14 protein-coding genes and 1 pseudogene are annotated in these 19,435 nt (G+C 60.2%); 10 read left to right on the forward strand and 5 right to left on the reverse strand.

Annotation, left to right across the window (positions count from 1 at the left end):
* Position 1: 1 nt before the first annotated feature.
* Positions 2-556, reverse strand: a complete 555-nt coding sequence (locus PO778_RS01805) for a F0F1 ATP synthase subunit delta (protein WP_160729410.1) — start codon at positions 554-556, stop codon at positions 2-4.
* 194 nt (positions 557-750) lie between these two features.
* Here PO778_RS01805 and PO778_RS01810 point away from each other — a divergent pair, with 194 nt between their 5' ends.
* Positions 751-1,578: a TauD/TfdA dioxygenase family protein gene (locus PO778_RS01810; protein ID WP_271438407.1), complete on the forward strand. Its 828-nt coding sequence runs from the start codon at positions 751-753 to the stop codon at positions 1,576-1,578.
* Here the strand turns inward: PO778_RS01810 and PO778_RS01815 are convergent.
* A complete protein-coding gene (locus PO778_RS01815) occupies positions 1,575-3,155 on the reverse strand; it encodes a S1 family peptidase (protein ID WP_271438408.1) in 1,581 nt (526 codons plus the stop codon). The two genes, PO778_RS01810 and PO778_RS01815, sit on opposite strands and share 4 nt — an antisense overlap.
* Before the next feature lie 131 nt (positions 3,156-3,286).
* Between PO778_RS01815 and ada the strand changes: the two genes are divergently transcribed.
* Both ada and PO778_RS01825 read left to right on the forward strand, forming a co-directional pair.
* Positions 3,287-4,327, forward strand: a complete 1,041-nt coding sequence (gene ada, locus PO778_RS01820) for a bifunctional DNA-binding transcriptional regulator/O6-methylguanine-DNA methyltransferase Ada (RefSeq protein WP_271438409.1) — start codon at positions 3,287-3,289, stop codon at positions 4,325-4,327.
* Positions 4,328-4,387: 60 nt separating this feature from the next.
* A complete protein-coding gene (locus PO778_RS01825; RefSeq protein WP_271438410.1) occupies positions 4,388-5,299 on the forward strand; it encodes a CPBP family intramembrane glutamic endopeptidase in 912 nt (303 codons plus the stop codon).
* A 1-nt stretch (position 5,300) separates the two neighbouring features.
* Here the strand turns inward: PO778_RS01825 and PO778_RS01830 are convergent, their stop codons facing one another.
* From PO778_RS01830 to PO778_RS01840, 3 genes and pseudogenes are all read right to left on the reverse strand, one after another.
* On the reverse strand, positions 5,301-6,869 hold the full coding sequence (locus PO778_RS01830) for a cryptochrome/photolyase family protein (RefSeq protein WP_271438411.1): 1,569 nt from the start codon (positions 6,867-6,869) through the stop codon (positions 5,301-5,303).
* Between the two features lie 104 nt (positions 6,870-6,973).
* Positions 6,974-7,543, reverse strand: a pseudogene (locus tag PO778_RS01835) (glutathione S-transferase family protein); the annotation flags it as partial.
* Positions 7,544-7,553: 10 nt separating this feature from the next.
* Positions 7,554-9,719: a primosomal protein N' gene (locus PO778_RS01840; RefSeq protein ID WP_160729415.1), complete on the reverse strand. Its 2,166-nt coding sequence runs from the start codon at positions 9,717-9,719 to the stop codon at positions 7,554-7,556.
* Between the two features lie 58 nt (positions 9,720-9,777).
* On the opposite strand from PO778_RS01840, the gene PO778_RS01845 reads away from it, so the two are divergent.
* From PO778_RS01845 to PO778_RS01875, 7 genes are all read left to right on the forward strand, one after another.
* The gene (locus PO778_RS01845) at positions 9,778-10,467 is read left to right on the forward strand and encodes a DUF4197 domain-containing protein (RefSeq protein WP_160729416.1); all 690 of its coding nucleotides are present in this window, start codon (positions 9,778-9,780) and stop codon (positions 10,465-10,467) included.
* A gap of 70 nt (positions 10,468-10,537) precedes the next feature.
* Positions 10,538-11,191, forward strand: coding sequence for a fructose-6-phosphate aldolase (fsa, locus tag PO778_RS01850; protein WP_160729417.1), 654 nt, complete (start codon positions 10,538-10,540; stop codon positions 11,189-11,191).
* A 6-nt stretch (positions 11,192-11,197) separates the two neighbouring features.
* A complete protein-coding gene (cobT, locus tag PO778_RS01855; RefSeq protein WP_271438413.1) occupies positions 11,198-13,021 on the forward strand; it encodes a cobaltochelatase subunit CobT in 1,824 nt (607 codons plus the stop codon).
* The gene (locus tag PO778_RS01860; protein WP_271438414.1) at positions 13,021-13,515 is read left to right on the forward strand and encodes a DUF7684 family protein; all 495 of its coding nucleotides are present in this window, start codon (positions 13,021-13,023) and stop codon (positions 13,513-13,515) included. Before cobT ends, PO778_RS01860 begins: the two co-directional genes overlap by 1 nt.
* Positions 13,516-13,517: 2 nt before the next feature.
* Complete coding sequence (locus tag PO778_RS01865; RefSeq protein WP_271439325.1) at positions 13,518-14,192, forward strand: nitroreductase; 675 nt, start codon at positions 13,518-13,520, stop codon at positions 14,190-14,192.
* Positions 14,193-14,377: 185 nt separating this feature from the next.
* Entirely contained in the window at positions 14,378-17,512 is a 3,135-nt protein-coding gene (locus tag PO778_RS01870; RefSeq protein WP_271438415.1) for a CHAT domain-containing protein, read from the forward strand.
* 68 nt (positions 17,513-17,580) lie between these two features.
* A complete protein-coding gene (locus tag PO778_RS01875; protein WP_271438416.1) occupies positions 17,581-19,368 on the forward strand; it encodes a ShlB/FhaC/HecB family hemolysin secretion/activation protein in 1,788 nt (595 codons plus the stop codon).
* The last annotated feature ends 67 nt before the right edge of the window (positions 19,369-19,435 follow it).

The raw sequence follows: 19,435 nt of genomic DNA on the forward strand, positions 1-19,435 counted from the left end.
TTTAGCCTTTCATCGCGTTCGCGAGGGAATTCAAACGGGTGCGGATCGAGCCGTCAATACGCTTCGATCCAATTGTAACGACGAGGCCGCCCAGAAGGTCCGGGTCGACATCGGCAGAAAGTTTTACGGTGCGACCTTCGCGTGCGGTCAGCTTGTTCTTGAGCGTATCAAGCTGGCTGTCCGTCAGTGCGTGCGCGCTGGTGACATTGGCTGTCACTTCGCCGCGCTGCGCTGCTGCGATGGTTCCGAATGCACGGATCATGCCGGGCAGATCACCAAGGCGGCGGTTCTGCGCGAGCACTCCGAGAAAATTCTGAGTGAGCTCTGTTACGCCGAGCAGGGCAGAAATGCCCCAAACGGCTTTTTCAGCTTCGGCGCGGGTGACCCGCGGGTTGCTGATGAGCATTTGCAGCTCATCCGATTCGCCAAGTGCTGCGTGCAGCTTGTCGAGATCGGATTCGACTGCGCTAACCGTCCCTGCTTCTGAAGCAAGGTCGAACAAGGCAGATGCGTAACGCCCTGCCAGGCTGGCCTGAATACCGGCGGAGTTCTCCACGCGTTTGGTCCTCTTGGGTCCGGAAAATAACGATGCATCAGCCTTGTCTGAAAAGGCGGTGGAATCACGACCTCTGCAAAGCTGGCGCGCCCCTATCATTGGGGATGGCACGATGCAAGACGAGTCTATGGACTCTTGTCATCTTCCGCGTAAACTTCTCGCAAGGCGGCTGCTGATCGCCAGAGGAGAGGACCATGAAAACCACACCGATGTCGCCCAATTGCGGCGTAGAAGTCACCGGAATCCAGCTTTCGCAGGTAGAAGGCGAAGCGATGGATACGATCAAGCAGCTGATTTACGAAAACGGCGTGGCCGTGTTTCGCGAGCAGGAGTTTTCCCCGGAAGAACATATCGCCTTCGCCAAGCGCTGGGGACAGATCGACATCAACCAGTATTTCCCGCTGGAACAAGAATACCCGGAAATCGCGATCGTCCGTAAGAAAGCCGATCAGGAAACCAATATTGGCGGGGCATGGCATACTGACCATTCCTACGACCAGATACCGGCAATGGGTTCGATTCTGGTGGCGCGCACGCTCCCGCCCAAGGGCGGCGATACGCATTTCAAACATATGGGCGCAGCCTATGATGCGCTGCCCGATGATCTGAAGCAGGAGATCGACGGGCTGGAGGCGTTCCACACCGCCGACCATGTATATAAGGAAGACGGGATTTACGCGAAAACTGACATGGGCAGCGAGCTGCGCGGTCAGGATATGAAAACCGGCGCGGTCCACCCGATTGTCATCCGTCACCCGCACACCGGCCGCAAGCTTCTGTATGTGAACAGCTCTTTCACCATCAATATTGTCGGCCGCACGCGCGAGGAGAGCCTGCCGCTGCTGAACCGGCTATATGATGCGGCGCTGAGCGCGGAGAATGAATGCAAGGTCGTGTGGCAGCCGGGCACGGTTGCCATCTGGGATAACCGCGTCACATGGCACAACGCCATGAACGATTATCAGGGGTATGCCCGCGAAATGCACCGCATCACGCTGAGCGGAGATGCGTTGGCGGCTTAGTCGGTCCTCGCCTCGCACTTATATACCAGGCGTTCGTTTGGCTGCTGCGGGAGCATTGCCGTAACCGCGCCCTGCATGTCGCCAAGGCTCGCCGCGGCACCATCGGTTCCGCACTTGGGCGGCGTGTACTTGCCGCGCGCTTCGCGGGCGCTGGTCATTGCATTGCGGCTCAGCAGATAACGGTCCGTGCGGAATTCCCCTGTGACCGGATCATACCGGTTTACCGATACGGCGTCTTCTTGATTGGGCACAAAGATGCGCGACCAGGTGCCGCCGGAAAATCCGTATTGGGTCCGCTCGTTCACGCAGCCGTCTTCTGCCCAGGTGAATTGCAATTCCGGGTCGGGCGTCCCGGTAACCCGGCTGCGGTCCAGTTGCAGCGTGCACAGCAGGGTGCCTTCGCCATTGCTGCTGGCAGGCTGCTTCGCGCCGTCGGAACCATCGTCTTCGTTCATGGCTGCATTGACGCGGCGGTCGATGGCGTCGAGGCCGGGCCGGGTGAACCATAGCGCCAGCGCGGCGATCAGCGCGGCGGCGGCGACCGTGCCGGCAATCATCAGCTTGCGTTCGGTACGGCTATCATGTGTGTCGCCGTCCGTCGCCGGTTCGCCTTGCTGCATCCAGGCCTGCCAAGCGATCACGCCAGCGCCCACCCCGAGCAGGACCAGCAGGAAGGCGAGCGCCATGGTGTTCTCACGCTCTTCCTGAACCGCCTGTTCTGCTTCCAGTTGCACGCGGTCGCGCTTTGCACGCGTTTGTTCCGCTCTTTCGGCCAACTCAGCCCGCGCTGCCGTCTGCTGCCGTTCGATGCGTTCCCGTTCAGCCTCGTCCAGATCGGCAAGGCTACGGCAAGGCAGCGCGTTGATCCTTGCATTGACATTGTTTGCGCGCAGGAACGGCAGCAATTCCTTGGTCGAAACGGCAAAGAAAAACTCCGCATCCGATCCGCCCGAATCGGCGCCGAAACTGTTCACCCCAAGCACGCGCCCGCACCCATCCAGCAGCGGGCCGCCGGAATTGCCGCGTGCGATTGGCGCGGTGTGAAGGATTGTATCGAACTGGCGGCTTGGTCGTGCACCCGAAATGAACCCTCGGCTTTTAACCGGCGGCTGCGAATTGAAGATATCATTCAGATCGAGGCCCTGCGCCTGATCCACATTCATGGGATAGCCGACCGAGGATACTTCGCCGCTGTCGCTGTTGGGATTGCCCGATATGGTCAAAGGCGGGAGGCGCAGGGATCCTGTGATTTCGACCAGCGCGAGGTCGTTTCGCGGGCTGATCGACAGTATCTTCGCAAAATTGGCGTCGTTTCCTTCCGAAGGTACGATCCCGATCCGCAATGTATCGTCCTGCGCCGCTTGGGTGACGACATGGGCATTGGTGACAATCCGGGTCGGCGACACCGCAAACCCGCTGCCATGGCTGACCGGGTAAACGTCGGTTCCGTCCGTTCCGATGATCACCACGCGCACGACCCCGCGTGCTGCGGCGTTGATATCGGCAGGGTCCGCAAAACTCGGAGCGGGCATCAGCAGGCCGAACAATGCGGCGCACAGTATCAGGAAACGCTTCATAGGATTCGGGCTTAGGCGAGTGCCTGCATTGACCGCAAGCTTCGGGAAGCGGTCTTGTGCAATTGCCGCTAGCTGGCGGTGACACCCTGTTACTGGATCAGGGGCACAGCAGATGGCATAGGAGCACGGCGATGGACGCGAAAAACCTCACCGATGATCAGCGCTGGCAGATTGCCATGGCTAAGGATCGCGCATTCGACGGCGTGTTTGTAACCGGGGTTCATTCAACCGGAATATATTGCCGCCCATCCTGCCCGGCGCGTGCGCCGAAGCGCGAGAACGTGAAATTCTATGCCTGCGGTGCCGATGCGGAGGCAGCGGGCCTGCGGCCGTGCAAGCGCTGCACCCCCGAAACAATCGCCCCGGACGAGGAAGCCGTGCTTCGCTGTCTTGAGGTTCTGCGCGGGAGCGAAAGCCAGGTCTCTCTGGAAAAGCTGGGTACCGTCACCGGATATTCGCCGACCCATCTGCAGCGGCTGTTCAAGCGGGAAGTTGGCTTGTCCCCTGCGGCATATCACCGGGCCTTGCGGCGCGAGCGGGCGAAAGACGCCTTGTCAGTCGGCGACACCGTAACCAATGCCATGTATGATGCGGGCTATTCCGGCCCGTCGAGATTTTACGATGAAAACAAGGAGCGTTTCGGAATGAGCCCATCTGCGTGGCGCGATGGCGGCCGCGATACCATGATCCGCTATGCAATCACCTCCACCAGCCTGGGCGAAATGCTGGTCGCAGCCACCGGCAAGGGTGTTTGCCGCCTGTCCTTCGGAGAGGGCAGGGACGAGCTCGAACGGCGTTTCCCCAATGCCGAGCTGGTCGAGGGAGATGCCAGTTTCGCGGACTTGCTGGAACAGGTCGTTGCCGCAGTGGAGCAACCCGGAAACGGGCCGCATATTCCGCTGGATGTAAAAGGTACCGCTTTTCAGGAGGCGGTGTGGCAGCAATTGCGCAAGATCCCGCCAGGGGAAACCCGGTCCTATGCCCAGATTGCGGCTGCGGCGGGTAATCCCAAAGCGGTGCGGGCTGCGGGCAGCGCCAATGGGGCAAACTCTGTCGCGGTGCTGATCCCGTGCCACCGTGTGGTGAGATCGGACGGGGCGATTGGCGGCTACGCCTACGGAACGGAGATAAAGCGCGAATTGCTGAAGCGGGAGCTTGGTAAACGCGATTGACTTGCGCGGGCTTTGCGTATTCTTGCCGGCTTGAATACCGGGCCGCTCAGGGGAAACATCATGCCAGAAATCGTTAATGCTTCGGGAACCGTGCCGACATGGCGCCGGGTGGTTGCGTTTCCGCTGGTTTCGCTGGTGATTGCACTGGGCGCCGCCGTCGGTGTCATCCTCGGGTTTGGATGGCTGGTCACGCGGCTGCCGGATACCGGGCTTAGCGATGCCGCGATGATGGGGCTGACAGCCGTGATTGCGGTTCTGCTGATGTTCGCCTTGAGCAAGGTCTTGCTGCGTCATCTGGGCGAAATGCCGCGCGATGATTTGCCATTAAAGGGGGCGGGGCGCGATACTTTGTTCGGCTTTCTCGGTGCGGGGTGGCTGATGACAATGTGCGTCGGTGTGGCCTTTATTCTCGGCGCCTACACCATCACCGGCTGGGGCGGATCGACCAGTGCGCCGCTGATCCTGTTTCAGGCGGGGCTTTTCGCCGGGTTCGTCGAAGAAGTCATCGCCCGGGGCATTATCTTCCGTTTTCTGGAGGAGTTCGCCGGAAGCTGGGCCGCGCTCGTCATCTCTGCGCTGGTTTTCGGTTTCCTCCATGCAGACAACCCGAATGCAACCTGGTTTTCCTCGCTCGCAATCTCGATTGAGGCAGGCATCCTGCTCGGCGCTGCTTATATGTATACCCGCAATCTGTGGCTTGCGATTGGCCTTCATGCCGGCTGGAATATCGTGCAGGGCTACGTCTGGGATGTACCGGTTTCCGGCAATCAGGTGGACGGGCTGGTTGAATCGCAGATGAGCGGGCACCCGCTGATATCGGGCGGTGCATTCGGGTTGGAGGCATCTGTAATTGCGCTGGTTATTGCGACAACCGCTGGCGTCTGGTTGCTGCGCGAGGCCATGAAAAAGGGCCACGTAATCCAGCCCCGTTGGGTCCGAAACCGGAAAGCCCGTCAACCAATTTCCGAATAGGTTAATCCCTCGCCCAGCCGCTTTTGGCCGGCGTAAGCGTGCGCAGAAACGCGTCGGCAGTATCCAGATAATCCTGCTGTTTGTCTTCGCCCATGCGGTCCCAATTGGCATAGATGCGCCCGATCCGGTGGTTGCTTTCCAACCTGTCGCGGTGACGGTCCATGAAATGCCAATAGAGCGAATTGAAGGGGCAGGCTCCTTCGCCGGTTTTCTTGCTGGCTGAATAGGCGCAATCCTTGCAGTAATCGCTCATCTTGTTGATGTAATTCGCGCTGGCCGCATAGGGCTTGCTCGCCAGTTTACCGCCATCGGCATACAGGATCATCGCCGCGACGTTGGGCAATTCCACCCATTCATACGCGTCTGCGTAGACCACCAGGAACCAGTCCTGCACTTCACGCGGTTTGATCCCCGCCAGCAATGCGAAATTGCCCAGTACCATCAGCCGCTGGATGTGGTGTGCGTGCGCGTTCTCGCGGGTTGAGCGGATACAGTCTGCAAGGCAGCGCATATCCGTTTCGCCAGTCCAGTAAAATTCGGGCAAGCCGCGCTGCGCATTCAGGGCGTTCGCGCTTTCAAGGTCGGGCATATGATGCCAGTAAAACCCGCGCACATATTCGCGCCAGCCGATCAATTGGCGGATGAACCCTTCTACCGCATTCAGCGGCGCGTCCCCGTTTCGGTATGCGTCTTCTGCCCGTCTGCACAATTCCATCGGATCAAGCAGCCCGAGATTGATCGAAGTGCTCAGCATGGAATGAAACAGATCATCCTGCCCGTGGACCATCGCATCCTGATAGGTGCCAAAATCGGGCAGTCGTTCTGCGAAGAATGCATCGGCAGCGGTTTCCGCTTCGTCGCGTGTCACGGGCCATTGGAAGCGGCCGAGATCACCGAAGTGGTCCGGGAATTCGGCCTCTACCAGATCCATCATTTCGCGGGTGATCTCGTCCGGCTCTGGCTTGGGTCTTGCGGGGGCGGACATCCCTTCCTTGGGCGGCGCACGGTTTTCCTTGTCGTAATTCCACTGCCCGCCAGCGGGTTTGCCGTCATCCATCAGCAGACCGGTCTTCTTGCGCATTTCCTGATAGAAGTTTTCCATCCGCAGGCTTTTGCGGTCCGCCGCCCAATCGCGGAATTCTGCAATCGAGCAGACGAAACGGTCATCGGGCAGAATTTCCACCTTGCAATCATACTTGTCCGGCCATTCCTCAATCGCTTGCTGGACGCGCCATTCGCCGGCCTCGACAATATGGATGGCGCGCGGATTGTGCCGTTCGGCCGCACGGGCGACCTCTCCGGTGAAGCTGCCCGCGTTGTCCTTGTCGGTCAGCCTGGTGTAATCGACCGTCCACCCCGCATCGCGCAATTCCTGCGCGAAATGGCGCATGGCAGAGAAGATCAGTACGATCTTTTGCTTGTGATGTTTGACGTAGGTTGCCTCGTCCCACACCTCCATCATCAGGATGACGGTGTCGTCCTTCGTCCGGCCGCGCAGCGATGCGAGCGTACGGGTCAGCTGGTCACCCAGCACGGGAACCAGGATCGGGCCTGTGTTTTGATCTGCCATGCCCGTCCAATGCACGAACGGCGCGGCAGTGCCCGTCAGGTCAGGTGCGGGGGCATTCCCGGTTCGCATTTTTCCCAGGCACGCTTGTAGGCGTCACGTTGGCCAATGCGCTGGAGATAGGCGGCTGTGTTGGGCATTTCGTCCAGCGTGGTGTCACGGAACATGCGCGCGGTGGTGATGCAGTAAACCATCATGATGTCTGCCAGCGTCAGCTGCGATCCGCCGAAGAATTCCGCCTCGCCCAGACGCTGTTCCACCATCGTCCATGCCTTTGCCGTGCGGTCCGCGACGAATTCGGCGGGCATCGGGTTTTTCGGTTCCGCCATGGACAGCATCAGCTGCATCATGCCGTTGGTCATGAAGGTGCCGTTGGTAAAGTGGAACCAGAACAGATGATCGGCAAAATCGGGATGGCTAACATCCAGGCAGTGTTTGGCAGCGCCATATTTGCGGTCGATATATTCGCAAATAGCGCCACTTTCGCCCAACACCAGGTCGCCATCCTGAATGACCGGGGCGATCCCCATCGGATGCAGCGCCTTGTATTCGTCAGGTGCCAGCCGGTTATCTTCGCGCCGGCTATAACGTTTGTATTCGTAATCGAGGCCAAGCTCTTCGCAGAGCCAGACGATGCGTTCCGATTGCGAGATACCAAGGTGGTGGACGGTCAGCATAGTAGGCTCCTTAGACGAAACTGTAGGGGTCGATATCGACGCTTACGCGAACTCCGCGCGGGAAGTCGAGGGCGCCGAGCCAGCTTCGGATAATATCCTGAACCTGCGCGCTGCGGCGGGCGTTGATCAGCAGGCGGTAGCGGTACCGGCCGCGCAGCAATGACAGGGGGGCGGGCGCTGGCCCCAATATCATGACGTCCTGAATGTTCGGCCTCGTTCCGCCAATGGCGCGGGCCGCCTCTTTCGCCTCTGCTTCGTCTTCGCTCGACACGATGATGGCGGCCCAGCGGCCAAACGGCGGCGCGCCCGCATGACGCCGTGCATCGGTTTCCGCCTCGTAGAAGGCGTCGCGGTCGCCGTCGGCCAGCGCGGCGATCACCGGCGCATCGGTATGGCGGGTCTGAATGAAAACCTCGCCCGGCTTGCTGCCGCGTCCCGCGCGCCCTGCGACCTGCGCGACCTGCTGATAGGTGCGTTCGGCAGCTCGCAGATCGCCGCCCTCCAAGCCGAGATCGGCATCGACCACCCCGACCAGGGTCAGATCGGGAAAGTGGAACCCCTTGGTCACCAGTTGAGTGCCGACAATGACGTCGATTGCCTTCGCCTCTGCTTGCGCAACAAACTCTGCGGCCTTTTCCGGCGAGTTGAGCGTATCGGAAGTCGCCACCGCCACGCGCGCTTCCGGCATGATTTCAGCAACCTCGTCGGCGATGCGCTCCACCCCCGGCCCGCAGGCAACAAGGCAGTCGGGTTCACCGCAATCGGGGCATTTATCGGGCTGGGCGGTTTCGTGTCCGCAATGATGGCACGCCAGCCGGCGGGTAAACCGGTGTTCGACCAGCCAGGCGCTGCAATTGGGGCATTCGAACCGGTAACCGCAATTACGGCACAGGGTCAGCGGGGCATAGCCGCGGCGGTTGAGGAACAGCAGCGATTGTTCGCCTTTTTCGAGGCGGTCCTGCAACGCTTCCACCAGTTCCGGCGCCAGCCAACGGCCCTTTTCCGGCGGGTGCTGGGTCAGGTCGATCGTGGAAATGGTGGGCATGGTGGCCCCGCCGAAACGGCTGGGCAGTTCCAGCCTCTCATAAATGCCGCTTTCCGCCATCTGCAGACTTTCCAGCGCAGGCGTAGCACTGGCCAGAATGATCGGGAATTTCTCGAACCGGGCGCGCATCACCGCGACATCACGGGCGTTGTAGCGGACGCCTTCATCCTGTTTGAAACTGATCTCGTGCGCCTCGTCCACCACGATCAGACCCAGATTGGCATAGGGCAGGAACAGGGCAGACCGCGCGCCGACAACTACCTGCGCTTCGCCGCTGGCAATCGCGCGCCATGCACGGCGGCGCTCGGTCGATTTCAGGCTTGAATGCCAGACGATAGGTGCCGCCCCGAACCGGTTTTCAAAACGCCTCAGGAATGCCTCGGTCAGGGCGATCTCCGGCAGCAGCACCAGCACCTGCCGGTTGTCGCGCAGCGCAGCTGCAACCGGTTCGAAATAGGTTTCGGTCTTGCCCGATCCAGTAACTCCGTCGAGCAGAAACGGGGCGAATTGCCGCGCCTTAACGGCATCGGTCAGTCGGTCTGCCACTTGCTGCTGGTCATCGGACAGCTTGGGTTGATCGTGATCGGCACGCGCCTTGGGGTAAGGGCGGTCGATATTCACCTCGACCGGTTCCAGCACCCCCTGATTGACCAGCCCGCGCAGCACCGCGTCGCTGACGCTTGCCATTTCAGCCAGTTCGCGGATGGTGGCCTGTTCATTCTGCAGCGCGTCCATCGCCACTGCGCGCTGCGGGGTCATGCGCTCTGGTTCGCTGCCCGACAGCCGGTATTCGGTCATCGTCGTTGGCCCGCGCATTGCCCCGCCGGATGAAAGGACCATGCGCGCGACCGAGGCGAGAGACGCGCAATAATAATCGGCGGTCCATTCGATCAAACGGCGCAGTTCCCTTCCAAGCGGGGGAACCGGCAGGGCCTCGATGATTGGTCTCAGCTTGGCCTCTGGAACCGGGTTTGCCGGGAGGCGTTCTTCCTCCCACACGATGCCGATGATCTGGCGCGGACCGAGCGGGGCGACAACCACCGATCCGTATTCGACCTTCATGCCCTTGGGCACCTTGTAATCAAGGGGGCCAAGTGCAGCATTGAATATGATGAGACGGACGCGGTTCATGATAGGCGCTCAATATGGGACGCTTTACAGTGCCGGGACAAGGTGAGGAGACAGGGAAATGACCGATTTGTTGAATACAGCTGCAAGCAGGCGCGCATTTATGGCGGGGGCGGGCAGTGTTGGTCTGGTCACGCTTTCCGGTTGTGCCAGCCTGCCGGGATTCGGTTTTACCGATGCCATTCGCCGGTTGCTGCTGCTTTCCAGCGAGCGCGCTTTTGCCCGGCTGACCGCCGATGGCGGGTATTGGGATCAGCAGGTCGGCATGATCGGGCTTGAAAACGTGATGGGCACGCGCGGCAATATCCTTGCCAGCATTCTCACCTCGACCCTGTTCAAATCCCGGCTGGAAGATGCGTTTGCCGACCTTGCGATAGAGGGGGCGGAGCGGGCTGCACCGATTGTGGCCGATGCGGTCCGGGTGATTGGGATTCAGGCCGCCGAACAGCTTGTGCGCGGCGGGCCGACCGCGGCGACATCGTTCCTACGCGGCGAAATGGGCAACAGCCTGGTGGAGGCGATGGTGCCGGAACTTGGCGATGCGATCAGGCTTGCCAGCGACCCGGTAATCGGTCGGGCCATTGCGCAGCTTTCCGGCGTCGACGTCGGCGGGGTTGCAAGCCGATTCTCCGGCCAGATCAACGACGCAATCTGGAACGAAATGGGGATCGAGGAAGCGGCGATCCGGCGCGACCCGCAAAGCACCAACGATCCGCTGATCATCGGCGTGTTCGGACTGGGCAATCTTTGAGGCGAACCCCTAGCCGCTGGCCGCTGCATTGTTTAAGGCCACCGGGAATCGCAAATCCGGAGCACTGTTCATGAAATTCTTCGCCGACACCGCTGAAATTGACGACATCAAGGAGCTGGCCTCGACCGGTCTGCTCGACGGCGTAACCACCAACCCGTCGCTGATCGCAAAATCCGGCCGTGATTTCATGGAAGTGACCCGGGAAATCTGCGGCCTGACCGACGGCCCGGTCAGCGCAGAAGTCGTCGCGCTCGATCACGAAACCATGATGAAAGAGGCAGAGGTCCTGCGCAAGATCGCGGACAATGTCTGCATCAAGGTACCGCTGACGATCGATGGGCTGAAAACCTGCAACGCACTGACGCTGGACGGCACGATGGTGAACGTGACGCTGTGCTTCTCTGCCAACCAGGCGTTGCTTGCGGCAAAGGCCGGGGCGACCTTCATTTCGCCGTTCGTCGGACGGCATGACGACAATGGATCGAACGGCATGGATCTGATCCGTGACATCCGCCAGATTTATGACAATTACGATTTCGAAACCGAAATCCTGGTCGCATCGGTGCGCCACGCTACCCACGTGCTGGAAAGCGCGCTGATCGGCGCGGACGTGATGACCGCACCTCCTGCCGTCATCAAGGGTCTGTTCAAACACATCCTGACCGACAAGGGCATCGAAGGGTTCCTTGCTGACTGGGCCAAGACCGGGCAATCGATCGTCTGATAAACCTTGGCTGACCAGACTCCTCTCGACCAATTCAAACAGGCGCTGACCAGCGCCAGCCGCGCGCTTGCGCGTGAGGCGGAAGTGGAAGTTGCGTGGAGCGCGGACAGCCCGACTTCCAGCGGCAAGAATTTCCGCGTTCCTCTGCCGGGACGCAACCTGCCGCCTGAACAGGCTGCTGAGGCGCGCGGTTTTGCCGACAGTTTCGCACTGAAGCTGCGGCATCATAACGAAGCAAGCCATACGCGAAATGCGCCGGTCGAGCCGCTGGCCCGCGCGGTTTACGATGCTGCAGAGCAGGTCCGCTACGAGGCGCTGGGAAGCAACAATTTCAGCGGGATAGCGGAAAACCTTGATGCGGCAATTGAACTGCGCGTCGCATCAGATCCGATTTCGCGTGCACAAAATCCTGCGGATGTTCCGGTCCAGACGGCTCTGTCGCTGATGCTAAGAGAGGCGCTGACCGGAAAGCCGGTTCCAAAACGTGCGGCAGCGGGCGTCGATATGGTGCGCGGTGCGATAGAGGAAAAGATCGGCGGCGATTTCGAGGCGCTGGCGCTTTCGCTTGATGATCAGAAGTCGTTTCAGTCGCTTACGCTCGACATGTTGCGTCATCTCGAACTGATCAAGGAAGACGAATCCCCAACCACCGATGACGAGGATGGCGAGGACGACCAGGGCGAGGACGAAGACCAGCAGGACGAAAACGAAGACGAGTCCGAAGGCGCTGATCCGCAGACAACAGAAATGGCTGGCGAAGCCACCGAGGGCGAGGATAGCGGCGAAAGCGAAACCGAGCAGACTTCCGATGAGGAAATGAGCGACGGGCAGGCTGGCGACGACGGCGAAGAAGGCATGATGCCGGTGCGCCCGAACCGGCCGTGGACCGATATTCCCGGCGATTTCGACTACAAGTATTTCACCAACCGTTTCGACGAGGAAATCGAAGCGCCGGAGCTGTGCGACACAGAGGAACTGGAGCGGCTGCGCGCGTATCTCGACAGCCAGCTGACCGGTTTGCAAAGCATCGTGACCAAGCTCGCCAACCGTCTTCAGCGCCGCCTGATGGCACAGCAGAACCGCAGCTGGGATTTCGACCAGGAAGAAGGGCTGCTGGATGCTGCCCGTCTGGCCCGCGTCGTCACCATGCCGGGCCATTCGCTCAGCTATAAAGTGGAACAGGAAGTCGAATTCAAGGACACCGTCGTCACGCTGCTGATCGACAATTCCGGTTCCATGCGCGGGCGGCCGATCTCCATCGCAGCGATCAGCGCGGATATTCTTGCGCGGACACTGGAACGCTGCGGCGTGAAGACTGAAATTCTCGGGTTCACGACACGCGCGTGGAAGGGCGGACAAAGCCGAGAGGCATGGCTGGCCGATGGCAAGCCTCCGCATCCGGGACGCCTCAACGATCTGCGTCACATCATCTACAAGAGGGCTGACGAACCTTGGCGCCGCGCGCGCCGCAATCTCGGCCTGATGATGCGCGAAGGGCTGCTGAAAGAAAATATCGATGGCGAGGCGCTGCTGTGGGCGCATCAGCGCCTGCTCGGCCGCCCTGAGGACCGCCGTATCCTGATGGTAATTTCTGACGGCGCACCGGTCGACGATTCCACGCTCAGCGTGAACACCGCGGGCTATCTTGAGCAGCACCTGCGCAAGGTGATCGAGTGGATCGAGAAGAGTTCCCCGGTCCAACTCGCCGCCATCGGCATCGGCCATGACGTGACCCGATATTACAAGAAATCGGTGACGATCATGGACGTGGAACAGCTTGGCGGGACGATTATCGAGCAGCTTGCGGGCTTGTTCGAGGTCGAGAGGTAATGCGCCAGGAGACGGTTGAGTATGTCCATCTTCCGTCCGGCAGCAATTTACCGAAGCCAGAGTTCCTGCATCGCCGTGTTATTGTCATCATTGAACAGGTGGCCGAAGAGGCTTGGCGGGATCGAATAAGCGACTGGATCGCCGCATCTGGATGCCTTTATATGATGGCTCGGGGGGACGATTGTTCGACTTGGGACGACAGCGTGGACCATGCGAACCTTGAACGATTTGACTACGGTGATATTCCCGAGGAGTCATTTATCATGACTACCTGGCATGATGATGAGCCGCTTTCAGAAGTGTTTTTCCACAATCAGATGTGCGCGTTTCATCCGACGATCGATTTGCCGTTGGTAACGATCCTTCACATTGCAGAGACGGATCAGAGCGAGCAAATTTTGCGTGCTTATCAGACGCAGAGGGAAACTATGGAAAACGAGAGAGAAGCTGAGCGCGCTGGGCTAGCGCAACAAGTGAGGAAATTTCTATCTTGAGCATGAACGTCACAGAAGCAGTCCAATCCCGCCGTTCCGTCCGCGCCTTTACCGACCAGCCGGTCGACCGCGAGACGCTCACCCGCGTGCTCGAAAAGGCGCAGCGTTCGCCGTCGGGTGGCAATGTCCAGCCGTGGAACGCCGTCATCCTTACCGGCGAGCCGATGCAGGCGTTGTTCGACCGGGTGGCGCCGCAATTTTCCAAAGGGCGCGCGGGGCTGAAGCCCGAATACGATCTCTATCCCAAAGACCTCGACGGGATTTACGAGGAACGCCGATTTGGAGCTGGCGAGGATATGTACGCCTCGCTCGGCATTACGCGCGAGGATAAGGCCAAGCGCCTCATGTGGTTTGCCAACAATTTCCGTGCTTTCGGTGCACCGGTGCTGATGCTGGTCCACACGCCTAAATACATGGGCCCGCCGCAATGGAGCGATATCGGAATGTGGTTGCAGACGATCATGCTGCTGCTTCGCGAAGAAGGCCTCGATAGCTGCGCGCAGGAAGCCTGGGCCTTTTACAGCCCGCAAATTCGCGAGGTGGTGGACATTCCCGATGACCATATCTTCTTCTGCGGAATGGCTATCGGCTACAGAGACCCGGATGCCCCGGTGAACCAGTTCGCTGTGAAACGCGCGGCGCTGGACGAATCCGTGCGCTGGCGCGGTTTCGAGTGAACATTCGCGAATAAAGGCGAGTGGCCCGATTTTACCGAATGAATTCCGGAAACTGACGCATATTTCCTAGGCCCGAAGCGATGGCTGGGCTAGGCTTCCCCCAACAGAACAGAAAAACGGTGTCGCGCCTATAATGGCTGATCAATCAGATCGGCCTGCAAAGTTCCTTGGGGAGGGGGCGACACGTGCGTAATCGCAATAACAGAATCCTGGCGAGCTTGTACGCAGCGGCGCTGATCCCGGCGGGATTCGCACTGCCTGCATATGCGCAGAGCGGGCCGGTACTTCTTCGCGATTCATTCCCGATCGGTGATGGCGGCGGTATCCTTTGCCAGGTTCAGGATCGCAGCGTCGAAAACCCTGCGAAACGGTCGATGTTCGACCGCGCCTGGGCAGTTGTCTGCCGCGATAGCGCACAGCCGGTTTCCCAGATTTATGCCTTCCTGTCACTCAGCGGCGATCCAGTCCAGGCCATTGCTGGCCAGCGAAGACAGGAAATTGACTGTTCCGCACAAACCACGGCCGCCAACCCGGGCGTGTTCGGTGGCAGCCGCACGGTGTGCAAGGTCAGTGGGACAAGCCTTGACTGGTCGATTATCACTCTCGTTCGCGGCGATACGACCTACATTGCTGAAGGCTTCGCCGCCTATGACAGCGCATCGCATTTGGCGTTGGAATCGATTCTCGACAACCGGATTGCAGCGGGCACGATCGACGCTGCATCGACATCGGTCGCGGACCCGCTTTCATTCGCTCGTGTTCAGGCCGAAACGCTGAAGCCTGAGCAGGCGCTGGCAGAAGGGTACCGGCGCAATCTGGGCGGCGAATATGCAGAGGCGTCTGCATATTTTGAGACGCTGCAACAGCGTCTGGCCGGCGAAGAAGAAATCAATCCGGGTGAATTCCTGGTCAACCGTGCGCTTCAGAAAAGCAATCTTGGCGAATTCGGGGAAGCAAATCGCCTTTTCGCACAGGCAGAGGAACAGACCGCCGCCAACCCGGTCACCAGCCGCCTGCAGCGCAATTTCGAAGCAATTCATTTGCTTAACCAAGGTTTCCATGCGGAAGCGATCGACCGGCTGGATCGCGCGCTGGATGGCGGTGCATTGGGCGCTGCGCAGATGGACGGGCGCTTGGCGATAACCCTGCCACTGTCTGCACGGATCAATCAGGGCGGGTCGGGCGGGCCTCTGCTTGGGTTCGTGGATGAGCTGAAACTGACGCCGGAGGAGCGTGCCGAAATAATCGACGCGCAGGCGCTGCAACTGCGCGGAACCGCGCTACGCCTGATCGGTGAAACTGAAGAAGCGCGGTCATCGTTTCTGGCGGCGTACGGCAGAGCAATCGCGGTTCGTGATGGGCGCGTGGTATCGATCACACGCCTGCGCTCCCAAGTTCTGGGAGAGCTGGCCGCAGTTGAGGAAAGCCGCGGCGAATTTGGCGCGGCCGAAACCTATCTGCGCAACGGTCTGGCTATATTGGAGGTCCAGTATCCCGAACGCCGCGCGGTCAGCGGGGCACAGGCACGGCTAGCCTCGTTCCTGCTGAGGCGGGGCCGCGAAAGCGAGGCGCTCGATCTCTACAAGACCGTGATCGACCGCGCCGTGGGCAAACGCGATGCCGTGACCGGTTTCGTCAACCAGTTGGCACCGTACTATACGCTGCTGGCTGACCGAGTGGCGGATGATCCCTCAGCTGCCGAAGATTTCTTCAAAGCGACGCAGGTTCTGGTCCGGCCCGGTGTTGCCGAGACGCAGGCGATTCTGGCCCGAGAACTGAGCGCGAAATCAGATGATGGCGCGCGCCTGTTCCGGCAGGCGATCAGTCTGGACCGGGATATCGAACGTACGCGCATCCGGTATCAAACGCTGCTTCGCGCCGAGCGGAATGCGGCTGTCGAGCAGGAACTGGCCGAGCTGTCGCAGCAGGTTGATGCGCTGGAGCAGCAGCAGTTGCTGACCCAGGCTGCACTCAGCGATTACCCACAATACCGCGTGGTATCCCCCCGCTCGACCGAGCTGAGTGAATTCCGCGATATTCTGGAAGAGGGCGAAGCCTACGCGCGGCTTGCAATAGTCGGCGGAGACGTATTCCTGTTTTATGCTGACAAGCAGACAGCGAAATCAAGCAAGCTGGACCTGACGGAACAGGATCTGGATTTCTATGTCGATATGCTGCGCGGCTCGATTTCGATTTTCGAGGCCGGACAATACGTGACCTATCCTTACGAAGTCGGCCTTGCCTACGAGCTCTACGGCAAGATTTTCGGCTCTGTCTCGGCAGAACTGGAAGGTATCGATCATCTGATATTCGAACCGGACGGGGCGATGCTGCGGTTGCCCGTCGATATCCTTGTGACAGATGCTGCATCGGTCGCCGCATATGGCCAGCGTTCCGCACGTACGGACGGTGACGTGTTTGATTTCACGGGGGTCAATTGGCTCGCCCGGGACCGCCGCGTCAGCACCGCCGTATCAGCGCAAGCCTTCGTCGACGCGCGAAAGGTGGAACGGTCTTCCGCCAGCCGCGAATATCTCGGCATGGGCGAGAATGTGCCTATCGGAAACAATCCGTCACCGGCCATTCGTGCCGTGCTGGCCGGCGGCAGTGACAATTGCGGCTGGGATGCTGCGGTGTGGAACGCGCCGATCGACGATACCGAGCTTGTGACGGCTCGAAGCATTGTCGGCGAGGGGCAGTCCGAACTGATGACCGGGGCAGATTTTACCGACGCCCGGATCAGGGAAAAGGATGATCTCGACGATTTCCGTGTGTTGCACTTCGCGACCCACGGGCTGGTCACGCCGCCGAGTCCGACATGCCCGTCGAAGCCTTCTTTGCTTACCTCTTTCGGTGGGAGCGATTCAGACGGGCTACTTTCATTTGAAGAGATCTTCGCGCTCAATCTGGACGCCGACATCATCATCCTTTCTGCCTGCGACACCGCAGGTGAGGCAAGCATCGAGGCGACGCGCTCAGCTGGTGTTGCGACAGGCGGGGGGACTGCGCTCGACGGTCTTGTCCGCTCCTTCATCGGTGCCGGTGGGCGCGCGGTGATGGCGAGCCACTGGCCCGCACCCGACGATTACGACGCGACCGAGAGGCTGATGAGCGAAATGTTTCGTGCAGGCCGCAGCAATTCGATCGGCCAGGCGCTGCGCCAGTCGCAAGCTGCTCTGATGGATAGTCCTGACACTTCGCACCCCTATTACTGGGGCGGCTTTGCAATCATCGGCGATGCGGCTCGCCCGCTGCTGTCCGATCAGCTGGCTGCGGCAGACGAGGCTGCCGGTGATCCGGACACAATGGTGGGACAATGATCGCAATGAAAACCGCCAAGGGCGCCAGGGGCGCCGAGCAAACCCCGAGAAAGACTGATGGAACTTCGATGATTGCTCTCAGCCGCAAGATCTACCGCATGTCCTTGCCAATCATCGCGATTGGCGCATGGTCCGGCACCGCCGCCGCGCAGGTGGCGAGTCCGACGACCCGTGAAGAAATCCAGCGTGACCGGCTGGAGCAGGAACTTCGCACGGAAGGGCAAGCAGTCGCCGTGGACGGCGTGATCGAGCGCGCACCTTGCCCGCTGGCGAACGAACAGTTTGCCGATCTGCGCTTCACCCTTTCGGAGGCCCAGTTTACCGGGCTCGGCGCGATTGATCCCGGCTTGCTTACGCCCGCCTATGCCGGTTTCGTCGGCCAGGAAATGCCCGTCTCGGCCATATGCGACATTCGCGACCGGGCGGCGGCTCTGCTGCGCGAAGCGGGGTATCTCGCCGCGGTGCAGGTGCCGGTGCAGACCATTGACGGCGGCGTAGTCAGGTTTGATGTGATTGCGGCCCGGATGACTGCGGTACAGGTGCGCGGCGATGCTGGCCCGTCAGGCAAGCTTCTGCAGAAATACATCGACAAGATTGCAGCCCAGCCGGTGTTCAACATCACTGAGGCTGAGCGTTATCTTTTGCTGGCCCGAGATATTCCCGGGCTTGATGTCAGGCTGGTCATGCAGCCTGCACCGGCAAATGGAACCGCGCAGCCGGGCGATGTGGTCGGGATTTTCAATGTCGACCGCACCCCTGTTTATGCCGATGCAAATATCCAGAATTTCGGTTCGAAGGCGGTTGGCCGGTTCGGCGGGCTGCTGCGCGCACGTTTCAACGGCCTGACCGGTGCCGGCGATGAAACCACGCTGAGTGTTTATTCGGCAGAAACACCATCAGAACAGATCGTAGTGCAGGCGGGGCATGAATTTCGCCTTGGCAGCGAAGGTTTCACTGTTGGCGGCAACGTAACCTATGCATGGTCGGAACCCGATATCGCAGGGCCGGACCTGTTCGAATCTGACAGTTTTATCGCTTCGGTTTACGGCACCTATCCGTTCAAGCGGACGCAGACGTCCAACTTCTTCGGCACGGTCGGCTTCGACTTGGTCGATCAGGATATCGACTTTTCCGGACTGCCGCTCAGCAAAGACCGGCTGCGGGTGATGTATGCGCGGCTCGACTTCAACAGCGTCGATGAACCGAGTGTCCGCGGGGCGGGCGGTTATTCATCGATCGAACCGCGCTTTGCCCTCGCCGGATCGATCGAAGTCAGGCAGGGTTTCGACCTGTTCGGGGCAAGCGATCCCTGCGGTCCAGCATTCGTCAATTGCGCGCAGCCGGGCGTGGTTCCGCCATCCAGGCTGGACGGTGACCCAACCGCGTTCGTCATCAGGGGGCAGGGGCAGGTTGATTATCGGCCGGCACCATTACTCAAGTTTTCGCTCAAGCCGCGCTTTCAGTATTCGCCTGATGCGCTGCTCAGTTACGAGCAAGTGTCGGGCGGCAATTATACTGCTGGTCGCGGGTTCGATCCCGGTGCGGTAATTGGCGATACCGGTTTCGGCGGGCAGTTTGAAATCGCCTACGGTTCGCTGGTGCCAGAAACGCCGGATGGCATCGCGTGGCAGCCCTATGCTTTCTTCGACCTGATGTCGGTCAGCACCAAGAACGTGCCGGGCGATCCGCAGACCATCACCTCTGTCGGCGGCGGCCTGCGTACGACCTTGGGCCGGACCGCCTATCTCGATATCTTTGGCGCGGTTCCGTTGAAGCGCGCACCTTTCCAGACTGAGCGGGGCGATGTCCGGTTGCTCATGACCCTTTCGGTGCAGTTGGGGGCGTGGAACCGATGACCAGCTCAAGCTTGCCAATCGCCATTAATTCTGCGGCTCAGGCTGTTGTAAACGCTGACAGGTTCAG

It is taken from the genome of Pontixanthobacter luteolus (genome assembly GCF_947494915.1).
In the GTDB taxonomy this organism is placed as follows: Bacteria; Pseudomonadota; Alphaproteobacteria; order Sphingomonadales; family Sphingomonadaceae; genus Pontixanthobacter; species Pontixanthobacter luteolus.